Here is a 21,973-nt window from a genome sequence, read left to right as displayed (position 1 = left end):
GAAGGACAGCGCATGAGCACAGCGACAGTCGAACCCGACACGACCGAGCCCGACGAGCGTCGACCACGTACGGTATCGATCCGCCTTTCCAGCGTGCTGGTGGCGGCCACTATCGGGCTGCTCGCCGTCGCGACGGTGACCTTCGCCGCGCTGTACTTCTCGGCCAGGTCGACGATCGCGGCCGGCGAGGCCCGCGCGGCCGACAACCGGCACGCCGAGCGGATCGCGACGGACTACGGCACCGGCGCGTCGACGATCGACTACCGCGATGTCGCGGCCTGGTTCGGCCGCCTGCGCGCGGGAACGTCACCGCAGCTGGCCGCGAAGTTCGATGCCACCGCGCCGCAGCTCGAACAGATTCTGCTGCCGCTGCAATGGACTTCGACGGCCACCCCGCTCTCGGCGACCGTGACCTCGGAATCCGGCGGGATCTACAAGGTCAACGCCTACTTCACCGTGGTGTCGACGAGCGCCCAGAACCCCGGGGGCGCCACGACCACCGTCACCTACTCGCTGACCATCGACCGCGCCGCGGGCTGGCAGATCACCGAGGTGGGCGGGCTGCAGAACACCTTGCCGACGAAATAGCCGGGTCAGTACGCGATGAAGAGGATCTCGTCGCGGGTGTAGTCGTGGTCGGGATGGTTCGCGGCCAGGTGCGCCTGGGTCTGGGCGACCAGGTCGTCCTCGTTGTTCGCGTTGATCTGGGTTCCGCACGGGCAGTTGAGGCGAGTCTTCATCGAGATTTCTCCTGTCGTGGTGCTGCCCGGCACGGTGCTGGACAGTAGTCCGGATTGTATTCCAGTCGCTGTGTTAGCGTGAGGCATGGGACGACCCGTAGACGAGATCTCCGCCGAAACCGGTGCGCTGTTCACCCTGGCCGAGCAGGCCACCGGCTTCATGCCCGCGGAGGAGGGGCGCGCGCTCTACGCCGCCGCCCGCGACTACGCGGGGACCGGAACGATCCTCGAGATCGGCACCTACTGCGGCAAGTCGGCGATCTACCTCGGCGCCGCGGCACGCGAAACGGGCGCCACGGTGTTCACCGTCGACCATCACCGCGGCTCCGAGGAGCATCAGCCGGGCTGGGAGTATCACGACACCGACCTGGTCGATCCCGAGACCGGCGTCTTCGACACGGTGACCGCCTTCCGCCGCACCATGATCCGGGCCGGTCTCACCGACACCGTGATCGGCGTCATCGGACCGTCCTCGGCCGCGGCGCGGATCTGGCGCGTCCCGCTGACCATGCTGTTCATCGACGGCGGCCACACCGAGGAGGCCGCGCAGCGCGACTACGACGACTGGGTGCACTGGGTGGCCGGCGGTGGACTGCTCGCCATCCACGATGTGTTCCCCGATCCCGCCGACGGTGGTCGCGCGCCGTACAACATCTACCGTCGCGCACTCGACAGTGGCAAATTCACCGAACTCTCGGTGACGGGTTCGTTGCGGATCCTGCAGCGCACCGCCGCCTGCAACTAGTCCCGGTTCAGTCCGCGCCGGCGTCGCGGAAGATGCCGTTGGCCGCGGTGGTGCGGCTGAGCGCGTCGGCCGCCAGGATGACGGCGGCCGCGGTCCAGGTGGTGCGTTCCTCCGGCCAGCGTTTGCCGTCGGTGAAAACCAGTCCGGTCCAATAGGATCCGTCGGTATCGCGGAGATGTTGCATATTCCTGAACAGCGTGGTGCCCCCGGCGGTGTCGCCGATGGCGTCGAGCGCGAGAACCAGTTCGCAGGTCTCGGCGCCGGTGACCCACGGTGCGTCGGAGACGCAGCGGATGCCCAGGTCCGCGACCACGAACTCGTCCCAGTGCCGCGCGATGCGCGCGTGGGCGGCCGCGCCACGCACGGCGCCACCGAGGACGGGGTAGTACCAGTCCATGGAGTAGCGGCTCTTGTCCAGGAAGGCTTCCGGATGGTGCCGCAGGGCGTGCCCGAGCCTGCGGCGCGCCAGGACCCAGTCCGGCCGTGGATCGCCCATCCGCTCGGCGAGGGCCACGGCGCAGCCCAGGCTGTGGTGGATGCTCGCGCACCCGGTGAGCAGTGCCTCCCCGGATGTCCCGGATTCGCTCGCGGACCAATGGATCTCACCGTGCGCGCCCAGTTGCAGGCCGAGCACGAAGTCGATGCCCGCCCGCACCGTCGGCCACAGTTCGGCCGCGAAGTCCGTGTCACCGGTGACCGTGAGCGCGTGCAGCACACCGGTCGCGAGGTAGGCGCAGAAGTTGGCGTCGGCGTCGTGGTTCTCGATCAGGCCCGCGCGGATCTGCATCGGCCACGACCCGTCGGCGCGCTGCGTTTTCGCCGACCAGATGTAGGCCTCGCGCGCCACCTCCCACATCCCCGCGACGGTGAGCGCCATCGCTGATTCGATGTGATCCCACGGGTCGGTGTGGCCGCCGGTGAACCACGGGATCGCGCCGTCGGGTTCCTGTGCGGCGGCGATCGTCTCGGCGGTGCGCCGGACATCGCGGGCGGAGAGCACACCCGGCACGGCCGGGAGGTCGCCGGTCACCGGGGCACCTCCGGCTTGCTGAAGTACAGGGCGACCGACTTGCCGACGAGCGGATTCAGCAGTCGCTCGGCGGTCCTGGTCAGTGCCGGCGCCGACATCATGTCCCACACCAGCAACCGGTGATAGGCGCGGACCAGGGGATTGCCGTCATCGCGCACACCCACCGCGCACTTGAGCCACCAGTACGGCGCGTGCAGGGCGTGCGCGTAGTCCTGGTGCACGAGGCGCGGGCCCCGCGCGGTGATCTTGTCGCGCAGTTCGTCCGCGCGGTAGATCCGCACGTGGCCGCCCTCGTTGGCGTGGTATTCGTCCGACAGCGCCCAGCAGATCCGCTCGGGCAGCCAGCGCGGCACCGTGACCACCAGCGCGCCACCGGGTTTCACCACGCGGACCAGCTCGGCGATCGCCCGGTCGTCGGCGGGCACGTGCTCGAGGATCTCCGAGGCGATCACCACGTCGAATTCGCCGTCGCCGTAGGGCAGATCGAGGGCGTCGCCGCGCACGGTCTCGGCCTTCGCGTAGTCCGGCGCCTCGCACGCGTCGGCCATCGCCCCGAACATCGCGTCCACCTGGGCCAGATCGTCGGCGTTCTGATCGAAGGCCACGATGTCGGCGCCACGGCGGTAGGCCTCGAACGCGTGCCTCCCCGCGCCGCAGCCGACATCGATCACCCGGGTACCCGGGCCGACGCCCAGCCGATCGAAGTCGACGGTCAGCATGGAGCCTCCTGGCGGTGGGGGGAATCGGGGGAGTGGAAGCGTTCGATCGCCCGGTCGTAGACGGCCACCGTCTGCGCGGCGACGGCCGACCAGCTGAACAGGTCGAGGGCGCGGCGCCTGCCGTCGGTGCCCATCCGGCGCCGCCGGTCCGGGTCGCGCAGCAGCGCGTCGAGGGCATCGGTGAGCGCGTCGACGTCACCGGGCGCGACGAGGGTGGCGCAGTCGCCGACGACCTCGGGCAAGGCGCCGGCCCGGCTGGCGATGAGCGGTGTCCCGCTGGCCATCGCCTCGACGGCGGGCAGCGAAAACCCTTCGTACATCGACGGAATGGCCGCGATCTCGGCCGAAGCCAGCAGGGCTGCCAGCTCCTCGTCACTCATTCCGCTGACGGGCGTGACGATATCGGCGAGCCCGAGTTCGGCGATGAGTTTCTCGGTCGGGCCGTTCGGCTCCAGCCTGGCGACCAGCCGCAGCTCCACCTCGTGCCGATGACGCAGCCGGGCCAGCGCGTGCAACAGATGCGCGATGCCCTTGAGCGGCTTGTCTGCGCTGGCGACCGCCACGATCCGCCCCGGCACCCGCGGAATCTCGCGCGGCCGGAACAGTCCGGTGTCCACGCCGAGCGGGACCGTGCGCAGCTGCTGCGGCGCCACGCCGAAGTCCACGGCGATGTCGTCGGCGGACGAGGTCGACACGGTGATCAGGTCCGGAATCCGGCGCGCCACCCGCTGCTGCATAGCGAGGAACCCGTACCAGCGCCGCACGAAGGGGCGCCGTCGCCACGGCGTCGCGGCCAGGTCCACCGCGCGATCACGGGTGATCGGATGGTGGACCGTCGCCACCAGTGGGAGCTGTCGGGCGATGTCGAGCAGACCGTAGCCGAGGCACTGATTGTCGTGCACCACATCGAAATCCGCGGCGCGCGCGGCCAGCAGCTTGGCGGCGCGCAGGCTGAAGGTCCGTGGCTCGGGGAACCCCGCCGTCCACATGGTGGCGAGCTCGAGCAGATCGATCCGGTCGCGGATCTCGCGCGGGTGCGGGGTGCGGAACGGGTCGTCGTCGCGATAGAGATCCAGGCTCGGCACCTCGGTCAACCGCACCCGCGGGTCGAGGTCCTCGGGATAGGGCTGCCCGGAGAACACCTCCACCTCGTGGCCGAGATCGACGAGCCCCTGGCTCAGGTACCGGACGTACACCCCCTGCCCGCCGCAGTGGGCCTTGCTCCGATACGACAGCAACGCGATCCGCATCACGACACCCCGGTTCCGTAGTCGACCTGCCAATGCTTGATGCCGTTGATCCAGCCCGAACGCAATCGCTGCGGCTCCGCCACCTGCGACAGCGTCGGCATCACCTCGGCGATCGCGTGGAAGATCAGATCGATCTCGAGCCGGGCCAGGTTGGCGCCGACACAGAAGTGCGCGCCGGTGCCGCCGAAACCCAGATGCGGATTGGGATCGCGCAGGATGTCGAAGCGGAACGGATCGTCGAAGGCGTCCTCGTCGAAATTGGCCGAGCTGTAGAACAAGCCGAGCCGCTCGCCCGCCCGGATCCGCTGTCCGCCGAGTTCGGTGTCGGCGGTCGCGGTGCGCTGGAACACCGTCACCGGGGTCGCCCACCGCACGATCTCGTCGGGCGCGGTACTCGGGCGCCGCTCGCGGTAGAGCCGCCACTGCTCCGGATTGTCGACGAAGGCTTTCATGCCGTGAGTGATGGCATTGCGGGTGGTCTCGTTGCCCGCCACCGCGAGCAGGATGACGAAGAACCCGAACTCGTCCGAGCCGAGCGCAGCGCCGTCGAGGTCGGCGTGCACGAGCTGACTGACGATGTCCTCGCGTGGCTCGGCGCGACGTTGCTCGGCCAGGTTCCAGGCGTAGCCGAGGATGTCCATCGCGGCGGCGGAGGAGGCGTCGGGGGTGGTGGCGTCGCCGTATTCGGGGTCGTCGTAGTTGAGCATCTGATTCGACCAGTCGAACAGCTTGCGCCGATCCTCCTGCGGCACACCGATCAGCTCGGCGATGGCCTGCAGGGGCAGCTCGCACGCCACCTGCTCGACGAAGTCGCCGCCGCCCGCCCGCGCGGCCGCGCGCACGATCGCCGCCGCCCGCTCGGTCAGCGCCGCGCGCAGGCTCTCCACCGCGCGCGGGGTGAAGCCCTTCGAGATGATGCGCCGGATCTTGGTGTGTTTGGGCGGGTCCATGTTCAGCAGCAGCGCGCTCGTCAGCTCGATCTGCTCGGGCGTCACCTCGCCGGGGAGCCGGATGACCGAGCCCTTGCGCTGCGAGGAGAACAGGTCGGGATTGCGCGAGATCTCCTTGATGTCCTCGTGTTTGGTGACCACCCAGTAGCCCCCGTCACGGAAGCCGCCCGACTGCGCGTCGGTCTGCGTGTTCCACCACACCGGCGCGGTGCGGCGCAGTTCGGCGAATTCCTGGACAGGGTTGCGGGTTCCCCACAGTGCGGGATCGGTGAAATCGAATCCGCTGGGTATCGACGGCGCTGACACGGTTCCTCCTGGCGATGCCGACGGCCGGGTGCCCTCGGTGTTCAGCGCTGCCTGCGACGGTAACGGACGCGGCAGGGCTGTTGCAGCTGGACGACCATCTTCGAGTGGTCGTTGCGATAGGTGTCCGACGGCTGCGCGAGTTCGAACTCCCAGTCCCGCAGCAGGATCGAGAAGATCGCCTTGAGCTGCATGAGTGCGAACGGCGCCCCGACGCAGCGGTGCCTGCCCGCGCCGAACGGGATCCAGGTCCACCGGTTGACGATGTCGTCCTGGCGCGGGTCGAGGTAGCGGCCGGGGTCGAAGGCGTCGGGATCGGGGAAGTCCTCCGGGATCCGGTTGGACACCGCGGGCGTCGCGGCCACCATGTCACCGGGGGAGATCTTGTGCCCGCACACCTCGAACTCCCCGCGCGCCACCCGCATGAGCACGATCAGGGGCGGGTGCAGGCGCAAGGTCTCCTTGAGCGCGGCCTCGAGCTGCGGGATCTGGCGCAGCGCGTGGTGACTCACCTCGGACCCGTCGGCGAACAGCTCGTCGAGCTCGGTCCGCACCGCCCGCAGCAGTTCGGGGTGGCGCAGCAGCTCGATGACGGTCCAGGCCGCGGTGCCCGAGGTGGTGTGGTGACCGGCGAACATCATCGAGATGAAGATGCCGGTGATCTCGGTCGCCGGGAACCGTGGCGCGCCGTTCTCGTCGGGCACCGACATGAGCACGTCGAGCATGTCGCGCTCGCCCTTGCCCGGCGGCGGCGCGGCCGCGCGCTGATCCATGATCGCCTGCACCAGCTCCACCAGCGCGGCGCGCGCGGCGTCGCGGCGGGCGAAACTCTCGATCGGCGCGTACGGATCGACGTAGGCCAGCGCGTCGGTGCCCTGCTCGAGTTCGTGATAGAGGTGCGCGAACCGGGAGTCCAGCTGATCGCGGAACTTCACGCCGATGAGGCAGGCCGAGGAGGTGTAGATGGTCAGCTCGGCGAAGAACTCGAGCAGATCGATCTCGCCCTCGTCGTCCCAGCTCGCGATCATCCGGTCGACCTCGCGGGCGATGGTGCTCGCGTGCCCGCGCATGTGGTCGGCGCGCAGGGCCTGGTTGTGCAGCATCTCCTTGCGGCGTTCCGGTGGCGCGTCGAATACCACGCCCTCACCGAAGATGGGCTTCATGAACGGGTAGGCGGCGCCCTGGTCGAGGTCGTCGTCTCCCGCCCGGAAGAAGAATTCGTTGGCTTCGGCGCCGGAGAGCAGCACGACGGTGCGCCCGGCGAGTTCGAAGGTTCCGACATCGCCGCACTCGGCGCGCACGCGGCGCATCAGAGCGATCGGGTCGGTGCGGAACTCTGTCAGATGCCCGTGGTCTTCCTCGCCTCCGGACACGCGCCGCGGAATGGCCAGCGTCATGGGGAATCCTTCCCGGAATGATGTCCAGACAATTGATGGACATGTGTCTGGACAGTACTACGGCCGTGCGCCGCCCGACAAGGTTTCCGTGGATTCGGAGCGGCTAGGCGCCGGTGGCGGGATCCGTCAGCAGGCGGCGCGCGCAGGCCTCGAGCAGATCGGCCACCTCGGCATAGGACAGCAAGCCCATGCCGCCCTGGAGCAGCGCGCCGGAGTACAGGAGCTCCAGCGCCGCGAGCTGTTCGGGGTCACGCGTGCCGAGCGCGCCGGCGAGCCGGTGACGGATCTCGGTGCCGATGCGCAAGCGCAGGTGCCGCACGTCCGGATCGTCGCCGAGCAGCGCGCTGCTGACCGCGCCCGCCAGCGCGGGTTCGTCGGCCACCAGCATCGACACCTGCCGCAGCACGGCGACCACCCGCGTGGTGGGGTCGGCCGCGCTGTCGTCCAGCGGCGGCATGGCGACCAGGCGGCGCCAGAACACCTCGGAGATCAGGTGTTCCTTGGAGGAGAAATAGGTGTACGCGGTGGCGGTACCCACGCTCGCCGCGGCGGCGACGAGCCGGATCGTCGTCCCGGAATAGCCCTCCCTGGACAGCACCTCGATCGCCGCCGCGGTCAGGCGGTCCACGGTATCGGCCTGTTTCTCGGTCAAGCGTCGTCGAGTTGCTTCGATGCCGGTAGGCGCGATTTCGGACATGTGTCTGGATGCTACTACAGACTGATGTTCGGACAAATGGCGCCGATTTCCTTGCGCCCGTTCCGGAATCCGAACTATATTCCGTACACCTGTCCAGACAAGTATCGGAGCCTTGCTATGAACGGCCTCGTCCCCGCCGAAGGCACGCCACTGCTGATCGGCGGCAAGCTGATCCCCGGCGGTTCCGGCGTCTTCGCGACCATCAACCCGGCGACCGAGGAGGTCCTCGGTTACGCCGCCGACGCCTCCGCCGCGGACCTGGACGCCGCGATCGGCGCGGCCCGCACGGCCTTCGACGAGACCAGCTGGTCGCGCGACCCGGCTTTCCGCGCCCGCTGCCTGCGTCAGCTGCGCGACGTCATGGGCGAACACCTCGAAGAACTGCGCGAGCTCACGATCGCCGAGGTCGGCACCCCGGTGATGCTCACCAGCGGACCGCAGCTGGAAGGCCCGATCGCCGACCTGTCCTACGCCGCCGATCTCGCCGAGAACTACACGTGGGAAACGGATCTCGGAACCAGGGAGCTGATGGGCGTCGCCAGCCGCCGGGTGATCCGGCGCGAGGCCGTCGGGGTCGTCGGCGCGATCACGCCGTGGAATTTCCCGCACCAGATCAACCTGGCCAAGATCGGGCCCGCGCTCGCGGCGGGCAACACCGTCGTGCTCAAGCCCGCGCCGGACACCCCGTGGTGCGCCGCCGTGCTCGGTCCGCTGATCGCCGAACACACCGACATCCCCGCCGGCGTGCTCAATATCGTCACCTCCTCCGACCACGGCATCGGCGCGCGCCTGGTCGAGGACCCCCGCGTCGACATGATCACCTTCACCGGGTCGACCAAGACCGGCCGCGCGGTCATGGCCGGCGCCTCGGCCACCCTCAAACGAACCTTCCTCGAGCTCGGCGGCAAGTCGGCGGCGGTGGTACTCGACGACGCCGATATCGCGGCGGCCGCGAGCTACACCGCGTTCACGGTGGCGGTGCACGCGGGCCAGGGCTGCGCGCTCACCACCCGGCTGCTGGTGCCGCGGGCCGCCTACGACGCGGCCGTCGCCGCCGCGGCCTCGACACTGTCCGGGCTCGCCGCGGGTGATCCGACGAACGCCGGAACTGTCTGCGGGCCGGTCATTTCCGCGCAGCAACGCGCGCGGGTAGAGCGCTACCTCGAGCTCGCCAGGGCCGAGGGCGGGCGCATCGAGACCGGTGGCGGCAGGCCCGCCGATCGGGAGCGCGGGTTCTTCGTCGAGCCCACCGTCATCAGTGGACTCCCCAACACCGCGACCGTGGCGCAGGAGGAGATCTTCGGACCGGTGCTCGTCGTGATCCCGCACGACGGTGACGACGACGCCATCCGGCTGGCCAACGACTCGCCCTACGGGCTGTCCGGTTCGGTGTGGGGCACCGATCCCGAGCGCGTCGAGCGCGTGGTCGCCGGCGTGCGGACGGGGACGTTGAGCGTCAACGGCGGCCTCTGGTACCACGCCGACGCGCCGTTCGGCGGCTACAAGCACTCCGGCATCGGCCGGGAGATGGGTGTCGCCGGGTTCGAGGAATACCTCGAGACCAAGCTCGTCGCCACGCCCGCCTGACCCACAACCCATAGGAGCTGAACCACCATGGCACGTTTCACCGGTCGCACCGCGATCGTCACCGGCGCGGCCCAAGGCATCGGCGCGGCCTACGCCACGGCGCTCGCCGCGGAGGGGGCCAATGTCGTCGTCGCCGATCTCAATGCCGAGCGCGGCGCCGAGGTGGCGGCGGGGATCGTCGCCGACGGCGGCACCGCCGTGTTCCGGCACGTCGACGTGGCCGACCCCGAATCCGCTGTCGCACTGGCCGAATCCGCCGTCGCCGAGTTCGGCGCCATCGATCACCTGGTCAACAACGCCGCGATCTACGGCGAGATGAAGCTCGACCTGCTGCTCACCGTGCCGTGGGACTACTACAAGAAGTTCATGAGCGTGAACCTCGACGGCGCGCTCAATATGACGCGCGCGGTGTGGAAGCCGATGATGGCGGCGGGTGGTGGCTCCATCGTCAACCAGTCCTCCACGGCGGCCTGGCTGTACTCCGGGTTCTACGGTCTGGCCAAGGTAGGGATCAACGGCCTCACCCAGCAGCTGGCGACCGAGCTCGGCGGCTCCAAGATCCGGATCAACGCCATCGCCCCGGGCCCCATCGACACCGAGGCCACCCAGACCGTCACGCCGGGAAACCTGGTGAAGGACATGGTGTCCCGCATCCCGATCAAGCGGATGGGCACGCCGCAGGACCTCGTCGGCGCCTGCCTGTACCTGCTGTCCGACGAGGCGAGCTGGGTCACCGGCCAGATCCTGAATGTCGACGGCGGGCAGATCATCCGATGACGACCGAGAGCGGCTATCTCCCGGTCGGTTTCATCGGCCTGGGCAACATGGGCACGCCGATGGCGCGCCGCCTGCTGGCCTGGCCGGGCGGGCTCACCGTCTGCGATGTGCGCGCCGAGGCGACCGCGCCGTTCGTCGAGGCGGGGGCGCGGGCGGTCGCCGATCCGGCCGCGTTGGCGGCGCACGCGCGGGTCATCTGCGTGACCGTCGTCGACGACGCCCAGGTGACCGATGTCGTCACCGGCCTCCTTGGGGTCGCGGAGCCCGGCACCGTCGTAGCGGTTCATTCGACGATCAGCGACCGAACCGCGGAAACACTCGCCGCGCGTTGCGCCGAACAGGGTGTCGAATTCGTCGACGCGCCGGTGAGCGGCGGTGCGCCCGGCGCGACCGGCGGCACACTGGCCGTGATGGTCGGCGGCACCGACACCGCGGTCGCGCGGATCAGGGAGCCCTTCGGCCTGTTCGCCGACCTGATCGTGCACGCCGGGGGAGTCGGGGCGGGCACGCGGATGAAACTGGCGCGCAATCTGCTGCATTTCATCTCCTTCACCGCCGCCACCGAGGCCCAGCGCCTGGCCGAGGCCGCGGGACTCAGCCTGACCGCGCTGGGCAAGGTGGTCCGGCACTCCGACGCGGTGACCGGTGGGCCGGGCGCGATCATGCTGCGCGACACCACCGCCCAGCTGGACCCCGACGATTTCTGGTTCCCGATCCTCAGCCACGTACGCGACCTCGGCGAGAAGGACCTGTCCCTGGCCGTCGACCTCGGCGAGCGGCTCGGCGTCGATCTGCCCCTCACACACCTGGCCATCGCCCGGCTGGCCGAAGGCCTCGGCGTGGCCGGATCCGTTCTCGACAAGGAGACCTCATGACCACCGACGGCACCACCCCCGGCGAGGTCAGGCAGCGCGGCCTGGCGAAGATGAGCGAGGTCTACGGCTGGGACTTCGCCGACGGTCCCGGCGAGCACTTCGCCGTCACCGCCGACCACCTCTTCGCCGACATCTGGTCGCGCCCAGGGCTGTCGGTGCGGGACCGCAGGCTGTTGCTGCTCGGTGCCGTCACCGCGCAGGGCCATCTCGACATCGCCGAGATCCAGATCGGCGCCGCGCTGCGCAACGAGGAGCTGACCGAGGATCAGTTGCGCGAGATCGCCCTGTTCCTCTGCCATTACGTCGGCTGGCCCGCCGGCACCAAGCTGGACGGTGCCGTCGGCAAGGTGATCGCGCAGGAACGCCGCAAGAAGTAGCGGGCACGCGCGCACGCGGTGCGGTCGGACGGGCGCGCCGAACCGGCGAGTAGCATCCAGACGCATGTCCGAAAGCGATTCCATCAGCCTCGAAGCGACGCGGCGGCGTTTGACCGACAAGCAGGCCGACACCGTCGACCGGCTCACCAAGGCCGCCCTGCGCGTGCTGGCCCGCGATGGCTTCTCCGGCATGACGATCCGGTTGGTCGCGGCGGAGGCGGGCGTCGGCACGGCGACCGCCTACACCTATTTCTCGTCCAAGGAACACCTGGTGGCCGAGATCTTCTGGCGGCGGCTGCTCGCCTCGCCGTCACCGGCCAGCGAGGACCCGGACCCGACCGTGCGCGTGCTCGCCGAGCTGCGCACCATCGCGCTGCTGGTCGCCGACGAACAAGAGCTCTCGGGAGCCGTCACCAGTGCGCTGCTCGGCGGCGACCCCGACGTCGAACACCTGCGCACCCGGATCGGCATCGAGATCCGCGGCCGGATCGCGCGGGCGCTCGGTCCCGACGCCGACGACGAGGTCATCGAATGGCTCGAGCTGATCTACGCGGGCGCCCTGGTGCGGGCGGGCATGGGCTACGGGTCCTACGAACAGATCGCCGACCGCATCGAGCGGGCCGCGCTGCGCGTCCTCCAGGAGCCGGCCACCGACTGACCTCCGCCCGGGCGCGAGCACGGACCGTCGATCGAACACCCTGCGCGGTACCGCTGGTACCACGTACTGTGGGCCCATGGTGACCACCGAGATCGCGACCGCCGACGGAGTCGTGCGCGCTCCCGTCGTCCACGGACGTTCCCTTTCCACAGCGGCTCGCCTCGCCTGCGTGCCGGCTCGCCGGAGGGGTGTGGCATGACCGTCGACCTCGACGCGGGCCGGTTGGCCGATCGCATCAAGTCGCTCTACGCCGAGGACGCGCAGATCCGCGCGGCGACACCGGACGCGGAGGTGCACAGGGTCGTCACCACCCCGGGTCTGCCACTGGCACAGCTCGTCTCGACCGTCATGACCGCCTACCGCGACCGGCCGGCGCTGGGCGTCCGGCGCACCGAACCGGTGGTGGCGCAGGGCCGCCGCACCCGCCACCTGGTGCCGGAGTTCGAGCTGCTGACCTACGGCGCGATCTGGGATCGGGCCAGAGCCCTCGCCTCGGCCTGGCACGCCGACGGTGTCGTGGCGGGCGACTTCATTGCCACCCTGGGATTCACCGGCGCCGACTACACCGTGCTCGGCCTGGCGACGATCCACCTCGGCGCGGTCGCGGTGCCCCTGCAATCGGGGGCCGGACCAGCGCAACTCCGGTCGATCCTGGACGAAACGGCGCCCCGGGTGTTCGCGGTGGACACCGCCCAGCTGGCGATCGCGGTCGAGGTCGTCCTCGCGGGCTCGGCGCCACACACGCTGCTGGTGTTCGACCATCGTCCGGACGACGACGACCATCGCGACGCCCTCGCCGCCGCACGTGCCCGGCTCACCGCCGCGGGGTCGACGGTCGCGGTACACACCGTGGACGAAACGGTCACCCGTGGCCGGTCGCTGGACCCCGCGCCGCTGACCGTGCCGGCGGCGGGGGAGGACCCCCTCGCCATGCTGATCTACACCTCCGGCAGCACCGGCACGCCCAAGGGCGCGATGTACACCCAGCGGCTGGTCGCCGCGGGCTGGCAGCCGACACGACCGATCGCCGTCATCAACGTCAACTTCCTGCCGATGAGCCACATCGCGGCCAGACTCACGCTCGACGCCACCCTCGCGCGCGGCGGTAGCGCGTACTTCGCGGCGGCACCGGACATGTCGACCCTGTTCGACGACATCGCCCTGGTGCGGCCCACGGAGATCTTCCTGGTGCCCCGGGTCTGCGACATGATCCTGCAGCGGTTCCGGACCGAGGTCGAACGCCGCACGCGGCCAGGGGTGGACCTGGAGGCGCTGGAAAACCAGGTGAAAGCCGAACTGCGCGAACAATTCCTGGGTGGCAGGCTGATGACCGTGCTGTGCGGGAGCGCGCCGATCGCGCCGGAGCTGCGGAGTTTCGTGGAGTCGGTGCTGCGGTTACGTCTGCACGACGGGTACGGCTCCACCGAGACCGGCGGCGGCGTCATCTTCGACACCAAGGTGATGCGGCCGCCGGTCCTGGACTACAAACTCGTCGACGTCCCGGAACTCGGCTATTTCCGCACCGACAAACCGTATCCGCGCGGTGAGCTGCTACTGAAGTCGACCACCATGATCGCGGGCTACTATCGGCGCCCCGAGGTGACGGCCGAGGTCTTCGACGAGGACGGCTTCTGCCGCACCGGGGACGTGGTCGCCGAGCTGGCCCCCGATCGGCTGGCCTACGTCGACCGCCGCAACAACGTGCTCAAGCTGTCGCAGGGCGAGTTCGTCACGATCTCGCGGCTGGAGGCGATCTTCGCCGGCGCCGACCTGGTGCGCCAGATCTACGTCTACGGCAGCAGTGAACGCGCGTACCTGCTCGCCGTCGTCGTGCCGACCGAGGCCGCCCTCGCCGGACCGCCCGACGAGCTGCGGGCGGCGGTGGCCGCGTCCCTGCACCGCGCCGCCGCGGTGGCCGACCTGGAGCCCTACGAGATCCCGCGCGAATTCCTGATCGAGCCGGAACCGTTCACGATCGCGAACGGACTGCTCTCCGGCGTCGGAAAACTGCTGCGGCCCATGCTGAAACAGCGTTACGGTGCGCGACTGGACGCGCTGTACGACGAGGTGGCGCGAGATCAGGAGGCGGAGCTGGCGAGTCTGCGCCGCGACGCCGCCGGGCTCCCGGTGGACGACGTGGTCGCTCGTGCGGCCAGGGCGGTACTCGGCTGCGCCGCCACCGACCTGCGCCCGGAGGCGCGGTTCGGTGATCTGGGTGGGGATTCACTGGCGGCACTGTCGTATTCGACCCTGCTGCGAGAGCTGCTCCACGTCGACGTCCCCGTGCACGTGCTGCTCGCGCCCGACACCGACCTGGCCCGGCTCGCCGGCTACATCCGCCGCGAACGCGAACCGGGCACCCGCCGCGTCGACGCCGACACGGTGCACGGAGCCGGCGCGAGGACCATCCGCGCCGACGACCTGACCCTGGCCGCGTTCCTGGACACCGCCACTCTGCGCGCGGCACACCACCTTTCGCCTGCGACCGCGCCCGCGACGACGGTCCTGATCACCGGCGCGAACGGCTACCTCGGTCGCTTCCTGCTACTGACCTGGCTCGAACGCCTCGCCCCCCTCGGCGGCCGGGTGATCTGCGTGGTGCGCGGCGGCGACGCCACCTCCGCTCGCGCCCGCCTCGACGCGGTCTTCGAGACCGACAGCGTCCTGAGCCGGCATTACCGCTCCCTGGCCGCGGAAACGCTGGAGGTGGTACCCGGCGACATCGGCGAGCCGAATCTCGGCCTGGCCGCGGCCACCTGGCAACGCCTGGCCGAGGAGGTCGACCTGATCGTGCATTCGGCGGCGCTGGTGAACCACGTGCTGCCCTACGCGCAGCTGTTCGGCCCGAACGTCGTCGGCACCGCCGAGGTCATCCGGCTGGCGCTGACCGCGACGCGGAAACCGGTGAACTATCTGTCGACGGTGGCGGTCGCGGCGCAGGGGGAGTCGTTCGCCGAAGACGGTGACGTGCGGACCATGAGTCCCGTGCGCCGCCTCGACGAGACCTACGCCAACGGCTACGGCAACAGCAAATGGGCGGGCGAGGTATTGCTGCGGGCGGCGTCGGACAGCTTCGGCCTGCCGGTGGCGGTGTTCCGCTCGGACATGATCCTGGCGCACAGCGACCACCCCGGCCAGCTGAACGTCCCCGACGTGTTCACCCGGCTGCTGCTGAGCGTCCTGGTGACCGGTCTCGCGCCGATGTCGTTCTACCGCACCGATTCCCGGGGGCAGCGGCAGCGCGCGCACTACGACGGACTGCCCGCCGATTTCGTCGCCGCCGCGGTCACCGGGCTCGGCGCGGCGGCGACCGCGGGCTACCGCACCTACGACGTCGTCAACCCGCACGACGACGGCATCTCCCTCGACGTGTTCGTCGATTGGCTGATCGAGGCGGGCCATCCCGTGGACCGGATCGCCGACTACGACGAGTGGTTCACCCGTTTCGAAACCGCTCTGCGCGCGCTGCCCGAGGACCGGCGCAGGCACACACTGCTCCCGCTGCTGCACGCCTACCGCCGCCCTGGTCGGCCGCTCGCGGGGTCGGCGTTGCCCGCCGACGGTTTCCGGGCAGCGGTGCGCGCGGCCCGGATCGGCGCCGAGCACGACATTCCGCACCTGGGACCGGAGCTGATCGGGAAATACGTCAGCGATCTCGCCGGATCGGGCCTGCTCGGCTGACGGTCACTCGGGGCGAGCGTCACGTGGCGGGACGAAGACCCGCTTCAACAGCGTGGCCAGCACCTCTCGCTCCTGCTCATCGAGCCGGTCCAGCCCGGCCCTGGTGGCGCTCATCTTCGCGCGGATCGCGTCGGTGACCTGCTCGCCCTCGGGCGTGAGGACCAAATTGGTCACCCGGCGATCGGACGCGCAGGTTTCGCGGCGCACCAGACCGCGCTTCTCCAGCCGGTTGATGATCCCGGTGACATTGGACGCGTCGCAGGTCAGGATCTCGGCCAGGGCGCGCATCGAGGCCGGTCGCCTGCGCAGCACCGTCAGCGTCTTGCCCTGGCTCGCCGTCAGGTTCTCGCTCGCGGCCGCGACCGTGAAATCGCCGTAGTAGGCGCCGAGCGACACCAAGAGCAGCTCCATGAGCTGGGCCGTGTCGGTGCGGAGAGCGTCTGCCATGAGATCACTCTATCCACAAATACTTGACTATCTCAAATAGTTCCCCCTACGGTGTGCATTGCTTGAAGTTCTCAACCATCGACTTTGTCAAGTAGCTACAGGAGCGCTTTGTGACCGTCACCACCTCCGAGGTCGCCCGCACGGCCGAGATCCTGTCCCGGCCCGTCGCGCTGAACGGCCTGATCGTCCCGAACCGCATCGCGATGGCGCCGATGACGCGCATGTTCTCGCCGAACGGAGTCCCCGGCGAGGACGTGCGTTCCTACTACGCCCGCCGTGCCGCTGCGGGTGTCGGGCTGATCGTCACCGAGGGCACCTATGTCGGCCACGAGTCGGCGGGCAACAGCGCTCGGGTGCCGCGCTTCCACGGCGAGGAACAACTCGCGGGCTGGGCGAAGGTCGCCGCCGACGTGCACGCCGCCGGCGGCACGATCGTGCCGCAGCTGTGGCACATCGGCATGGTCCGCAATCAGGGTGAGCCGCCCTTCGCCGACGCTCCCGCCGTCGGCCCCTCCGGCATCGGCATCGACGGCACCGAGGGCGCGGGCAAGGCGATGACCCAGGCCGACCTCGACGACGTCATCGGCGCGTTCGCCGACGCCGCCGCCGCGGCCGAGCGCATCGGCTTCGACGGCGTCGAACTGCACGGCGCCCACGGCTATCTCCTCGACCAGTTCCTGTGGGCCGGGTCCAACCGGCGCGACGACGCCTACGGCGGAGATCCCGTGGCGCGCACCAGGTTCGCGGCCGAGATCGTGGGCGCGGTCCGCGCTGTCGTGTCGCCGGAGTTCCCGGTGATCTTCCGCTACTCGCAGTGGAAGCAGCAGGACTACCGTGCGCGCCTGGCCGAGACCCCGCAGGAGCTCGAGGCGATCCTCGCTCCGCTCGCCGCCGCGGGCGTCGACGCCTTCCACGCGTCCACCCGCCGCTACTGGCTTCCCGAATTCGACGGTTCGGACCTGAATCTGGCCGGCTGGACCAAGAAGCTCACCGGCCTGCCCACCATCACCGTCGGCTCCGTCGGCCTCGACGGCGACTTCCTGCGCGCGTTCACCGGCGAGGGCGCCGAACTGGGCAGCATCGACAACCTGCTCGACCGGATGGAGCGCGACGAGTTCGACATGGTCGCGATCGGTCGTGCCCTGCTGCAGGACCCCGAGTGGGCGGCGAAGGTCCTCGCGGGCCGCGTCGACGAGCTGAAGCCGTACGACGCCTCGGCGCTGAAGACCCTGAGTTAGCCGCGTTTTCGGCCGCCGTCACGGGCGCGAGGGCCGATCGAGCTCCGGTACCGCGCACCGAGTCCGGTACCGGAGCTGTGACCGATCAGCCCAGGAAGGCGTTCACCGACTTCTGCTCGGTGTAGGCGTCGATCGCGGACGCCCCGAGTTCACGGCCCCACCCGGACTGTTTGTAGCCGCCGAAGGGCAACGCCGCGTCGAAGGCGTTGTGCGCGTTGATCCACACCGTGCCCGCCTTGATCTGGCGCGCGGTACGGTGCGCCTTCGACACATCACGCGTCCAGACCGACGCGGCCAGCCCGTAAGGGGTGTCGTTGGCCGCAGCGGCGACACCGCGGTCGGCGGAGAACGGTGTCGCCACCACCACCGGTCCGAAGATCTCCTCGCGGTAGACGCTGAACGTCGAGTCGACGTCGACGAGCACCGTCGGCTCGACGAAGTAGCCGCGGTCGCCGTGGCGTCTGCCGCCGGTCAGCGCGCGGGCTCCGTCGCGCAGGCCCTGGTCGACGTAGCCCAGCACCCGATCGAGCTGCGTCTGCGACACCAGCGGACCCACATCGGTCGACGGGTTCAAACCGGGTCCGAGCCTGCTCGCCGCCGCGACCTCGGCGACGCCCTGGGTGAATTCCTCGAAGATCTTGTCCTCCACCAGCAGCCGGGTCCCGCTGGTGCAGGTCTGGCCCTGATTGAACAGGAAGCCGGACGCGGTTCCGGGAATCGCCAGGTCCAGATCGGCGTCGGCGTACACCACCTGGGGGCTCTTGCCGCCGAGTTCGAGGCTGACCTTCTTCAGATTTCCCTTGGCCGCGTCCACGATCAGTCTGCCGACCTCGGTCGACCCGGTGAACGCGATCTTGTCGACGTCGTCGTGCGCGGCCAGCGCCGCACCCGCGTCGCCGTATCCGGTGACGACATTGAACACTCCGTCGGGCAGGCCCACCTCGGCGAGGATCTCCGCGAGACGCAGCGCGGTGAGCGGCGTGTCCTCGGCGGGTTTGAGCACGACGGTGTTGCCGGTGGCCAGCGCGACGGGAATCTTGAACGCGGCCATCAGCAGCGGGAAGTTCCAGGGGGTGATCGCGCCGCACACCCCGACCGGTTCGCGCAGCGTGTAGGCGTGCCACTGCGTTCCCGGCGCCCACGGCACCGACACCGGGATGGTGCGGCCCTCGATCTTCGTCGCCCAGCCGGCGTAGTACTGGAACAATTCGGCGACCCAGGTGATGTCGACGGCCTGCGCGACCGCGGCGGACTTGCCGTTGTCCAGGGATTCGAGCTGCGCGAGTTCTTCGGCGTTGGCGAAGATCGCCTCACCCGCCCGGAACAGCAGGCGCTGGCGCTGCGCGGGAGTCCAGAGGGACCATTCGCCCTCGAAGGCCCTGCGTGCCGCGCGAACCGCCAGGTCGACATCGGCCGCCTCGGCGTGTGCGACCTCGGTCAGGACCTGACCGGTGGCGGGATCGCGGGTTTCGAAGGTGCGGCCGGACAGCGCGTCGACCCACTGTCCGCCGATGAACAACTTCTTCGGTGTCGTCAGCCAGTCGCGGACGTGGGGCAAGACGGGCGTATCCGTCGAGTTCAGTACTTCGGTCATCACTGCCTCCGGTGGGTGTCAGGAATGGCTGTGCACGAGCACGCCGCGGATGTTGTGGCCGTTGAGCAGGTCGTCGTAGCCCTGGTTGATCTCGTCGAGGGTGTAGGTGCGGGTGACGAGCTCGTCGAGGGCGAGGTCGCCGCTCTGATACAGGCCGAGGATCTTCGGGATGTCGACGGTCGGGTTGCAGTCGCCGAACAGGCTGCCGCGCAGTTCCTTCCGGAACAGGGTCATGATCGATCCGGGCAACTGGATGTTGATCTCGTCGAGCTTGTTCAGGCCGGTCAGCACGACCTTCCCGCCCTTGCCGACGGCGTCGAAACCCGCCTGCACGATCTCCGCGGTCAGCAGGTCGGGGATCAGGATCACGGCGTCCGCGCCCTGGCCTCGGGTCAGCTCGACGATCTTCTCCTGTGCCGCGGCGGCATCGGCGAAGGCGTGGGTCGCGCCGAGTTCGAGCGCGCGCTCGCGCTTGTTCCGCAGCGGGTCGACCGCGACGACGTATTTCGCGCCCGCGTATCGCGCGCCCTGCACCGCGTTGATGCCGAGGCCACCGATACCGAACACCACGACCACGTCGCCGGGCCTCACTTCGGCGGTGTTGACCGCCGACCCCCAACCACTGGGAACACCGCAGCCGACCAGGACCGCCTTGTCCAGCGGAAGGTCGTCGTCGACCTTGACGCACGAGTTCTGATGGATCACGCCGTACTGGCTGAAGGTGCCGAGCATGCACATCGCGCCGTATTCACCGGACGGGCCGGTCAGCGGGAATCGGCCACCGGGGAGGTAGCCGTCGAGGATCGTCGCGCCCATGTCGCAGATCGACTGCCTGCCGGTGGCGCAGTACCGACAGGTGCCGCAGCTGGGGATGAACGAGCAGACGACGTGGTCGCCGGGCTTGACCCGGGTGACGCCGGGGCCGACGTCTTCGATGATGCCCGCCCCTTCGTGGCCGAGGACCATCGGCAGCCGCGCCTCCAGGTCACCGCGGGCGATGTGCACATCGGAATGGCACAGGCCGCCGTAGAGATACCGGATGAGCACCTCGCCCTCGCGAGGTTTGTCGAGCTCGAGCTCCTCGATCTCGATCGGCTTGCCAACCTGATAGACGACTGCGGCCTTGGTCTTCATGACTGCTCTCCTGATCGTGTCGACGTCGCGAACTGGACGTGATGGAGACCACAGTCGCAATTTCCCGAGGTCACGAGTGTTCAAGAACTGAACAGTCGTGACCCGGGACACTCTTGCTACGGTTGTGCATGACCGGATCGGGCGGAGCGAGGTGCGATGGGCGAGTTCGACACCACCGGTGCCACCCGTGATCCGATCGCGGCGTCCTGGCGCCGGGCCGCACTGGCGGGTCTGGAGCCGTCCTCCGCGCTCGATCGGCTCACCTACGGCGAGGTGGACGAGACGAGTCCGTTGATGGCCGCCGCCCTGCCTGTGCTCGCCGATCTCAACCAGCGTCTGGAAGGTACCGATTTCACGACGATGGTGGTCGATCGCGACGGTCGCATCGCGCACCGCGGCTGTGGCAGCAGCCACGCGCGGCAGACGCTGGACCACATGGGCGTCGACGTCGGCGCCTCGCTGCTGGAGGAAGCCATCGGGACCACCGCGCCGGGCGTGGTCCTCGAGACGCGCACCAGCGTCGCGGTCAACGGGGGCGAGCACTTCGCGCTTCCGCTGCGTCAGCTGAGCTGCTTCGGTCATCCGATCTTCCACCCGACGACCCGGCGGATCGAAGGGGTCCTGAACATCGCGACCGCCGCCGAGGCGGCGAGCCCGCTGCTGGCGCCACTGGTCGGCCGGACGGTCGCCGATATCGAACAGCGTCTGCTCGACAGCAGCCGCGTCTCCGACCGGGAACTGCTCGCGGCGTTCCAGGTCGCCAAGGTCCGGCGGCGCGCGGTGGTGGCGATCGGACGCGATCTGCTGATGTCCAACCAGCTCGCGACCGACCTGCTCGGGCCGACCGACCTCACCCTCCTGCGGATTCTCGCCACGGAGGTGCGGCGAACCGCCGTGGTCGACCTGACGCTCGAGTCGGGGATCGCCGTGCGGGTCGAGGCCACCCGAGTCGGCGGGGCGGCGGGCGGAACCCTGCTCAACGTCGAGGCGCACGAGCGGCAAGCGCCGAAACACGCCAGCCGGGTGCCGGAAACCGGTGCGCCCCTGCTGATCACCGGCCCGCCGGGTTCCGGCCGGTCGAGGGCGGCCCGTACCCACGCCACCGACCAGCCGGTGGCCGTGCTCACCGCCGCGGACGCACTACTCGACGGCGTGGATGCCTGGGCGCGCGACTTCGCGGCCCTGGTCCGCACCCGGCAGGGGTCGGTCTGCGTCGACGGGCTCGAGCTGCTGCCGAACGAGCTCATCGAGGTGGTGAAAACCCAGGTCGCGAAGCGGCGCTTGCCGCGCATCGTGCTCGTCAGCGGCCCCACCGAGACGCTGTCCGGTCCCGCCGCCGCACTGGCGGGCGAATGCACCGACCGGGTGGTGCTCGCTCCACTGACCCGGCGGCGCGGCGAGATCCCCGAGCTCGTCGCGACGATGCTGCGCGAAGCGGGCGCGGATGCGTCCTTGCACTTCACCCCCGGCGCGCTCGCGGCGATGTCCGCCCACGACTGGCCGGGGAATCTGCGCGAGCTGCACGCCGTGGTCGCCCACGTCGTACGGAACCGGCGGACCGGAGCTGTGGTGATCAGCGACCTCCCGGAGGCCTACCGAACCCAGCAACCAGCCCGCCCGCTCGCGCCGATCGATCGTGCCGAACGCGACGTGATCGTCGACAGCCTGCGCAGGAACAATGGCAACAAGGTCAAAGCCGCTGCGGACCTGGGAATCTCGCGCACCACGCTGTACGCCAAGATGCGCGCGCTCCGGATCACCGCGTACTGATCGG

General features: G+C 69.7%; 20 protein-coding genes. 10 read left to right on the top strand and 10 right to left on the bottom strand.

The features are described from left to right. Window positions 1-12: 12 nt before the first annotated feature. A complete protein-coding gene (locus tag QH270_RS23860) occupies window positions 13-588 on the top strand; it encodes a hypothetical protein (protein WP_280346316.1) in 576 nt (191 codons plus the stop codon). A gap of 5 nt (window positions 589-593) precedes the next feature. On the opposite strand, the gene QH270_RS23855 is transcribed toward QH270_RS23860, so the two are convergent. Then, complete coding sequence (locus QH270_RS23855; RefSeq protein ID WP_280346315.1) at window positions 594-740, bottom strand: DUF1059 domain-containing protein; 147 nt, start codon at window positions 738-740, stop codon at window positions 594-596. Window positions 741-825: 85 nt separating this feature from the next. On the opposite strand from QH270_RS23855, the gene QH270_RS23850 reads away from it, so the two are divergent. Next, window positions 826-1,485 carry a class I SAM-dependent methyltransferase gene (locus QH270_RS23850; RefSeq protein ID WP_280346314.1) on the top strand — a complete coding sequence of 220 codons (660 nt, stop codon included), beginning with the start codon at window positions 826-828 and terminating at the stop codon, window positions 1,483-1,485. 7 nt (window positions 1,486-1,492) lie between these two features. Here QH270_RS23850 and QH270_RS23845 read toward each other — a convergent pair whose 3' ends face one another. The 6 genes from QH270_RS23845 to QH270_RS23820 all read right to left on the bottom strand — a co-directional run bounded on the left by QH270_RS23845 (window position 1,493) and on the right by QH270_RS23820 (window position 7,831). Beyond that, window positions 1,493-2,515, bottom strand: coding sequence for a prenyltransferase (locus QH270_RS23845; protein ID WP_280346313.1), 1,023 nt, complete (start codon window positions 2,513-2,515; stop codon window positions 1,493-1,495). Beyond that, window positions 2,512-3,234 (bottom strand): class I SAM-dependent methyltransferase, encoded by a 723-nt coding sequence (locus QH270_RS23840; RefSeq protein WP_280346312.1) that lies wholly within the window; start codon window positions 3,232-3,234, stop codon window positions 2,512-2,514. The genes QH270_RS23845 and QH270_RS23840 overlap by 4 nt, the downstream gene beginning before the upstream one ends. Continuing rightward, window positions 3,228-4,484, bottom strand: coding sequence for a glycosyltransferase family 4 protein (locus QH270_RS23835; RefSeq protein ID WP_280346311.1), 1,257 nt, complete (start codon window positions 4,482-4,484; stop codon window positions 3,228-3,230). Before QH270_RS23835 ends, QH270_RS23840 begins: the two co-directional genes overlap by 7 nt. Then, window positions 4,484-5,740, bottom strand: a complete 1,257-nt coding sequence (locus QH270_RS23830) for a cytochrome P450 (RefSeq protein WP_280346310.1) — start codon at window positions 5,738-5,740, stop codon at window positions 4,484-4,486. The genes QH270_RS23835 and QH270_RS23830 overlap by 1 nt, the downstream gene beginning before the upstream one ends. Window positions 5,741-5,781: 41 nt before the next feature. Continuing rightward, on the bottom strand, window positions 5,782-7,134 hold the full coding sequence (locus tag QH270_RS23825; RefSeq protein ID WP_280346309.1) for a cytochrome P450: 1,353 nt from the start codon (window positions 7,132-7,134) through the stop codon (window positions 5,782-5,784). 103 nt (window positions 7,135-7,237) lie between these two features. Further along, the gene (locus tag QH270_RS23820) at window positions 7,238-7,831 is read right to left on the bottom strand and encodes a TetR/AcrR family transcriptional regulator (protein ID WP_280346308.1); all 594 of its coding nucleotides are present in this window, start codon (window positions 7,829-7,831) and stop codon (window positions 7,238-7,240) included. 117 nt (window positions 7,832-7,948) lie between these two features. On the opposite strand from QH270_RS23820, the gene QH270_RS23815 reads away from it, so the two are divergent. The 6 genes from QH270_RS23815 to car all read left to right on the top strand — a co-directional run bounded on the left by QH270_RS23815 (window position 7,949) and on the right by car (window position 15,786). Next, window positions 7,949-9,418: an aldehyde dehydrogenase gene (locus QH270_RS23815; protein WP_280346307.1), complete on the top strand. Its 1,470-nt coding sequence runs from the start codon at window positions 7,949-7,951 to the stop codon at window positions 9,416-9,418. 27 nt (window positions 9,419-9,445) lie between these two features. Further along, complete coding sequence (locus QH270_RS23810; protein WP_280346306.1) at window positions 9,446-10,195, top strand: SDR family oxidoreductase; 750 nt, start codon at window positions 9,446-9,448, stop codon at window positions 10,193-10,195. Beyond that, window positions 10,192-11,070, top strand: coding sequence for an NAD(P)-dependent oxidoreductase (locus tag QH270_RS23805; RefSeq protein ID WP_280346305.1), 879 nt, complete (start codon window positions 10,192-10,194; stop codon window positions 11,068-11,070). The genes QH270_RS23810 and QH270_RS23805 overlap by 4 nt, the downstream gene beginning before the upstream one ends. Then, window positions 11,067-11,447 (top strand): carboxymuconolactone decarboxylase family protein, encoded by a 381-nt coding sequence (locus tag QH270_RS23800; protein WP_280346304.1) that lies wholly within the window; start codon window positions 11,067-11,069, stop codon window positions 11,445-11,447. Before QH270_RS23805 ends, QH270_RS23800 begins: the two co-directional genes overlap by 4 nt. Window positions 11,448-11,511: 64 nt before the next feature. Then, complete coding sequence (locus QH270_RS23795) at window positions 11,512-12,105, top strand: TetR/AcrR family transcriptional regulator (protein WP_280346303.1); 594 nt, start codon at window positions 11,512-11,514, stop codon at window positions 12,103-12,105. 195 nt (window positions 12,106-12,300) lie between these two features. Continuing rightward, entirely contained in the window at window positions 12,301-15,786 is a 3,486-nt protein-coding gene (gene car, locus QH270_RS23790) for a carboxylic acid reductase (protein WP_280346302.1), read from the top strand. 3 nt (window positions 15,787-15,789) lie between these two features. On the opposite strand, the gene QH270_RS23785 is transcribed toward car, so the two are convergent. After that, a complete protein-coding gene (locus QH270_RS23785; RefSeq protein ID WP_280346301.1) occupies window positions 15,790-16,233 on the bottom strand; it encodes a MarR family winged helix-turn-helix transcriptional regulator in 444 nt (147 codons plus the stop codon). Window positions 16,234-16,343: 110 nt separating this feature from the next. Between QH270_RS23785 and QH270_RS23780 the strand changes: the two genes are divergently transcribed. Then, on the top strand, window positions 16,344-17,471 hold the full coding sequence (locus QH270_RS23780; protein ID WP_280346300.1) for an NADH:flavin oxidoreductase: 1,128 nt from the start codon (window positions 16,344-16,346) through the stop codon (window positions 17,469-17,471). 85 nt (window positions 17,472-17,556) lie between these two features. Here QH270_RS23780 and QH270_RS23775 read toward each other — a convergent pair whose 3' ends face one another. After that, window positions 17,557-19,065 carry an aldehyde dehydrogenase family protein gene (locus QH270_RS23775; RefSeq protein WP_280346299.1) on the bottom strand — a complete coding sequence of 503 codons (1,509 nt, stop codon included), beginning with the start codon at window positions 19,063-19,065 and terminating at the stop codon, window positions 17,557-17,559. Between the two features lie 18 nt (window positions 19,066-19,083). After that, entirely contained in the window at window positions 19,084-20,199 is a 1,116-nt protein-coding gene (locus tag QH270_RS23770) for a Zn-dependent alcohol dehydrogenase (RefSeq protein WP_280346298.1), read from the bottom strand. A 156-nt stretch (window positions 20,200-20,355) separates the two neighbouring features. On the opposite strand from QH270_RS23770, the gene QH270_RS23765 reads away from it, so the two are divergent. After that, a complete protein-coding gene (locus QH270_RS23765; protein ID WP_280346297.1) occupies window positions 20,356-21,969 on the top strand; it encodes a sigma-54-dependent Fis family transcriptional regulator in 1,614 nt (537 codons plus the stop codon). Window positions 21,970-21,973: the final 4 nt, after the last annotated feature.

It is taken from the genome of Nocardia neocaledoniensis, from assembly GCF_029868625.1.
GTDB classification, from domain to species: Bacteria; Actinomycetota; Actinomycetes; order Mycobacteriales; family Mycobacteriaceae; genus Nocardia; species Nocardia neocaledoniensis_A.
The sequence above is the reverse complement of the archived record's forward strand: the minus strand, read 5'-3'. Positions and strand labels throughout refer to the sequence as shown.

Coding starts and splice junctions, on each gene's coding strand:
- QH270_RS23860 (WP_280346316.1), top strand. CDS start 13: ATGAGCACAGCGACAGTCGAACCCGACACGACCGAGCCCGACGAGCGT.
- QH270_RS23855 (WP_280346315.1), bottom strand. CDS start 740: ATGAAGACTCGCCTCAACTGCCCGTGCGGAACCCAGATCAACGCGAAC.
- QH270_RS23850 (WP_280346314.1), top strand. CDS start 826: ATGGGACGACCCGTAGACGAGATCTCCGCCGAAACCGGTGCGCTGTTC.
- QH270_RS23840 (WP_280346312.1), bottom strand. CDS start 3,234: ATGCTGACCGTCGACTTCGATCGGCTGGGCGTCGGCCCGGGTACCCGG.
- QH270_RS23835 (WP_280346311.1), bottom strand. CDS start 4,484: ATGCGGATCGCGTTGCTGTCGTATCGGAGCAAGGCCCACTGCGGCGGG.
- QH270_RS23825 (WP_280346309.1), bottom strand. CDS start 7,134: ATGACGCTGGCCATTCCGCGGCGCGTGTCCGGAGGCGAGGAAGACCAC.
- QH270_RS23820 (WP_280346308.1), bottom strand. CDS start 7,831: ATGTCCGAAATCGCGCCTACCGGCATCGAAGCAACTCGACGACGCTTG.
- QH270_RS23815 (WP_280346307.1), top strand. CDS start 7,949: ATGAACGGCCTCGTCCCCGCCGAAGGCACGCCACTGCTGATCGGCGGC.
- QH270_RS23810 (WP_280346306.1), top strand. CDS start 9,446: ATGGCACGTTTCACCGGTCGCACCGCGATCGTCACCGGCGCGGCCCAA.
- QH270_RS23805 (WP_280346305.1), top strand. CDS start 10,192: ATGACGACCGAGAGCGGCTATCTCCCGGTCGGTTTCATCGGCCTGGGC.
- QH270_RS23800 (WP_280346304.1), top strand. CDS start 11,067: ATGACCACCGACGGCACCACCCCCGGCGAGGTCAGGCAGCGCGGCCTG.
- QH270_RS23795 (WP_280346303.1), top strand. CDS start 11,512: ATGTCCGAAAGCGATTCCATCAGCCTCGAAGCGACGCGGCGGCGTTTG.
- car (WP_280346302.1), top strand. CDS start 12,301: ATGACCGTCGACCTCGACGCGGGCCGGTTGGCCGATCGCATCAAGTCG.
- QH270_RS23785 (WP_280346301.1), bottom strand. CDS start 16,233: ATGGCAGACGCTCTCCGCACCGACACGGCCCAGCTCATGGAGCTGCTC.
- QH270_RS23775 (WP_280346299.1), bottom strand. CDS start 19,065: ATGACCGAAGTACTGAACTCGACGGATACGCCCGTCTTGCCCCACGTC.
- QH270_RS23770 (WP_280346298.1), bottom strand. CDS start 20,199: ATGAAGACCAAGGCCGCAGTCGTCTATCAGGTTGGCAAGCCGATCGAG.
- QH270_RS23765 (WP_280346297.1), top strand. CDS start 20,356: ATGGGCGAGTTCGACACCACCGGTGCCACCCGTGATCCGATCGCGGCG.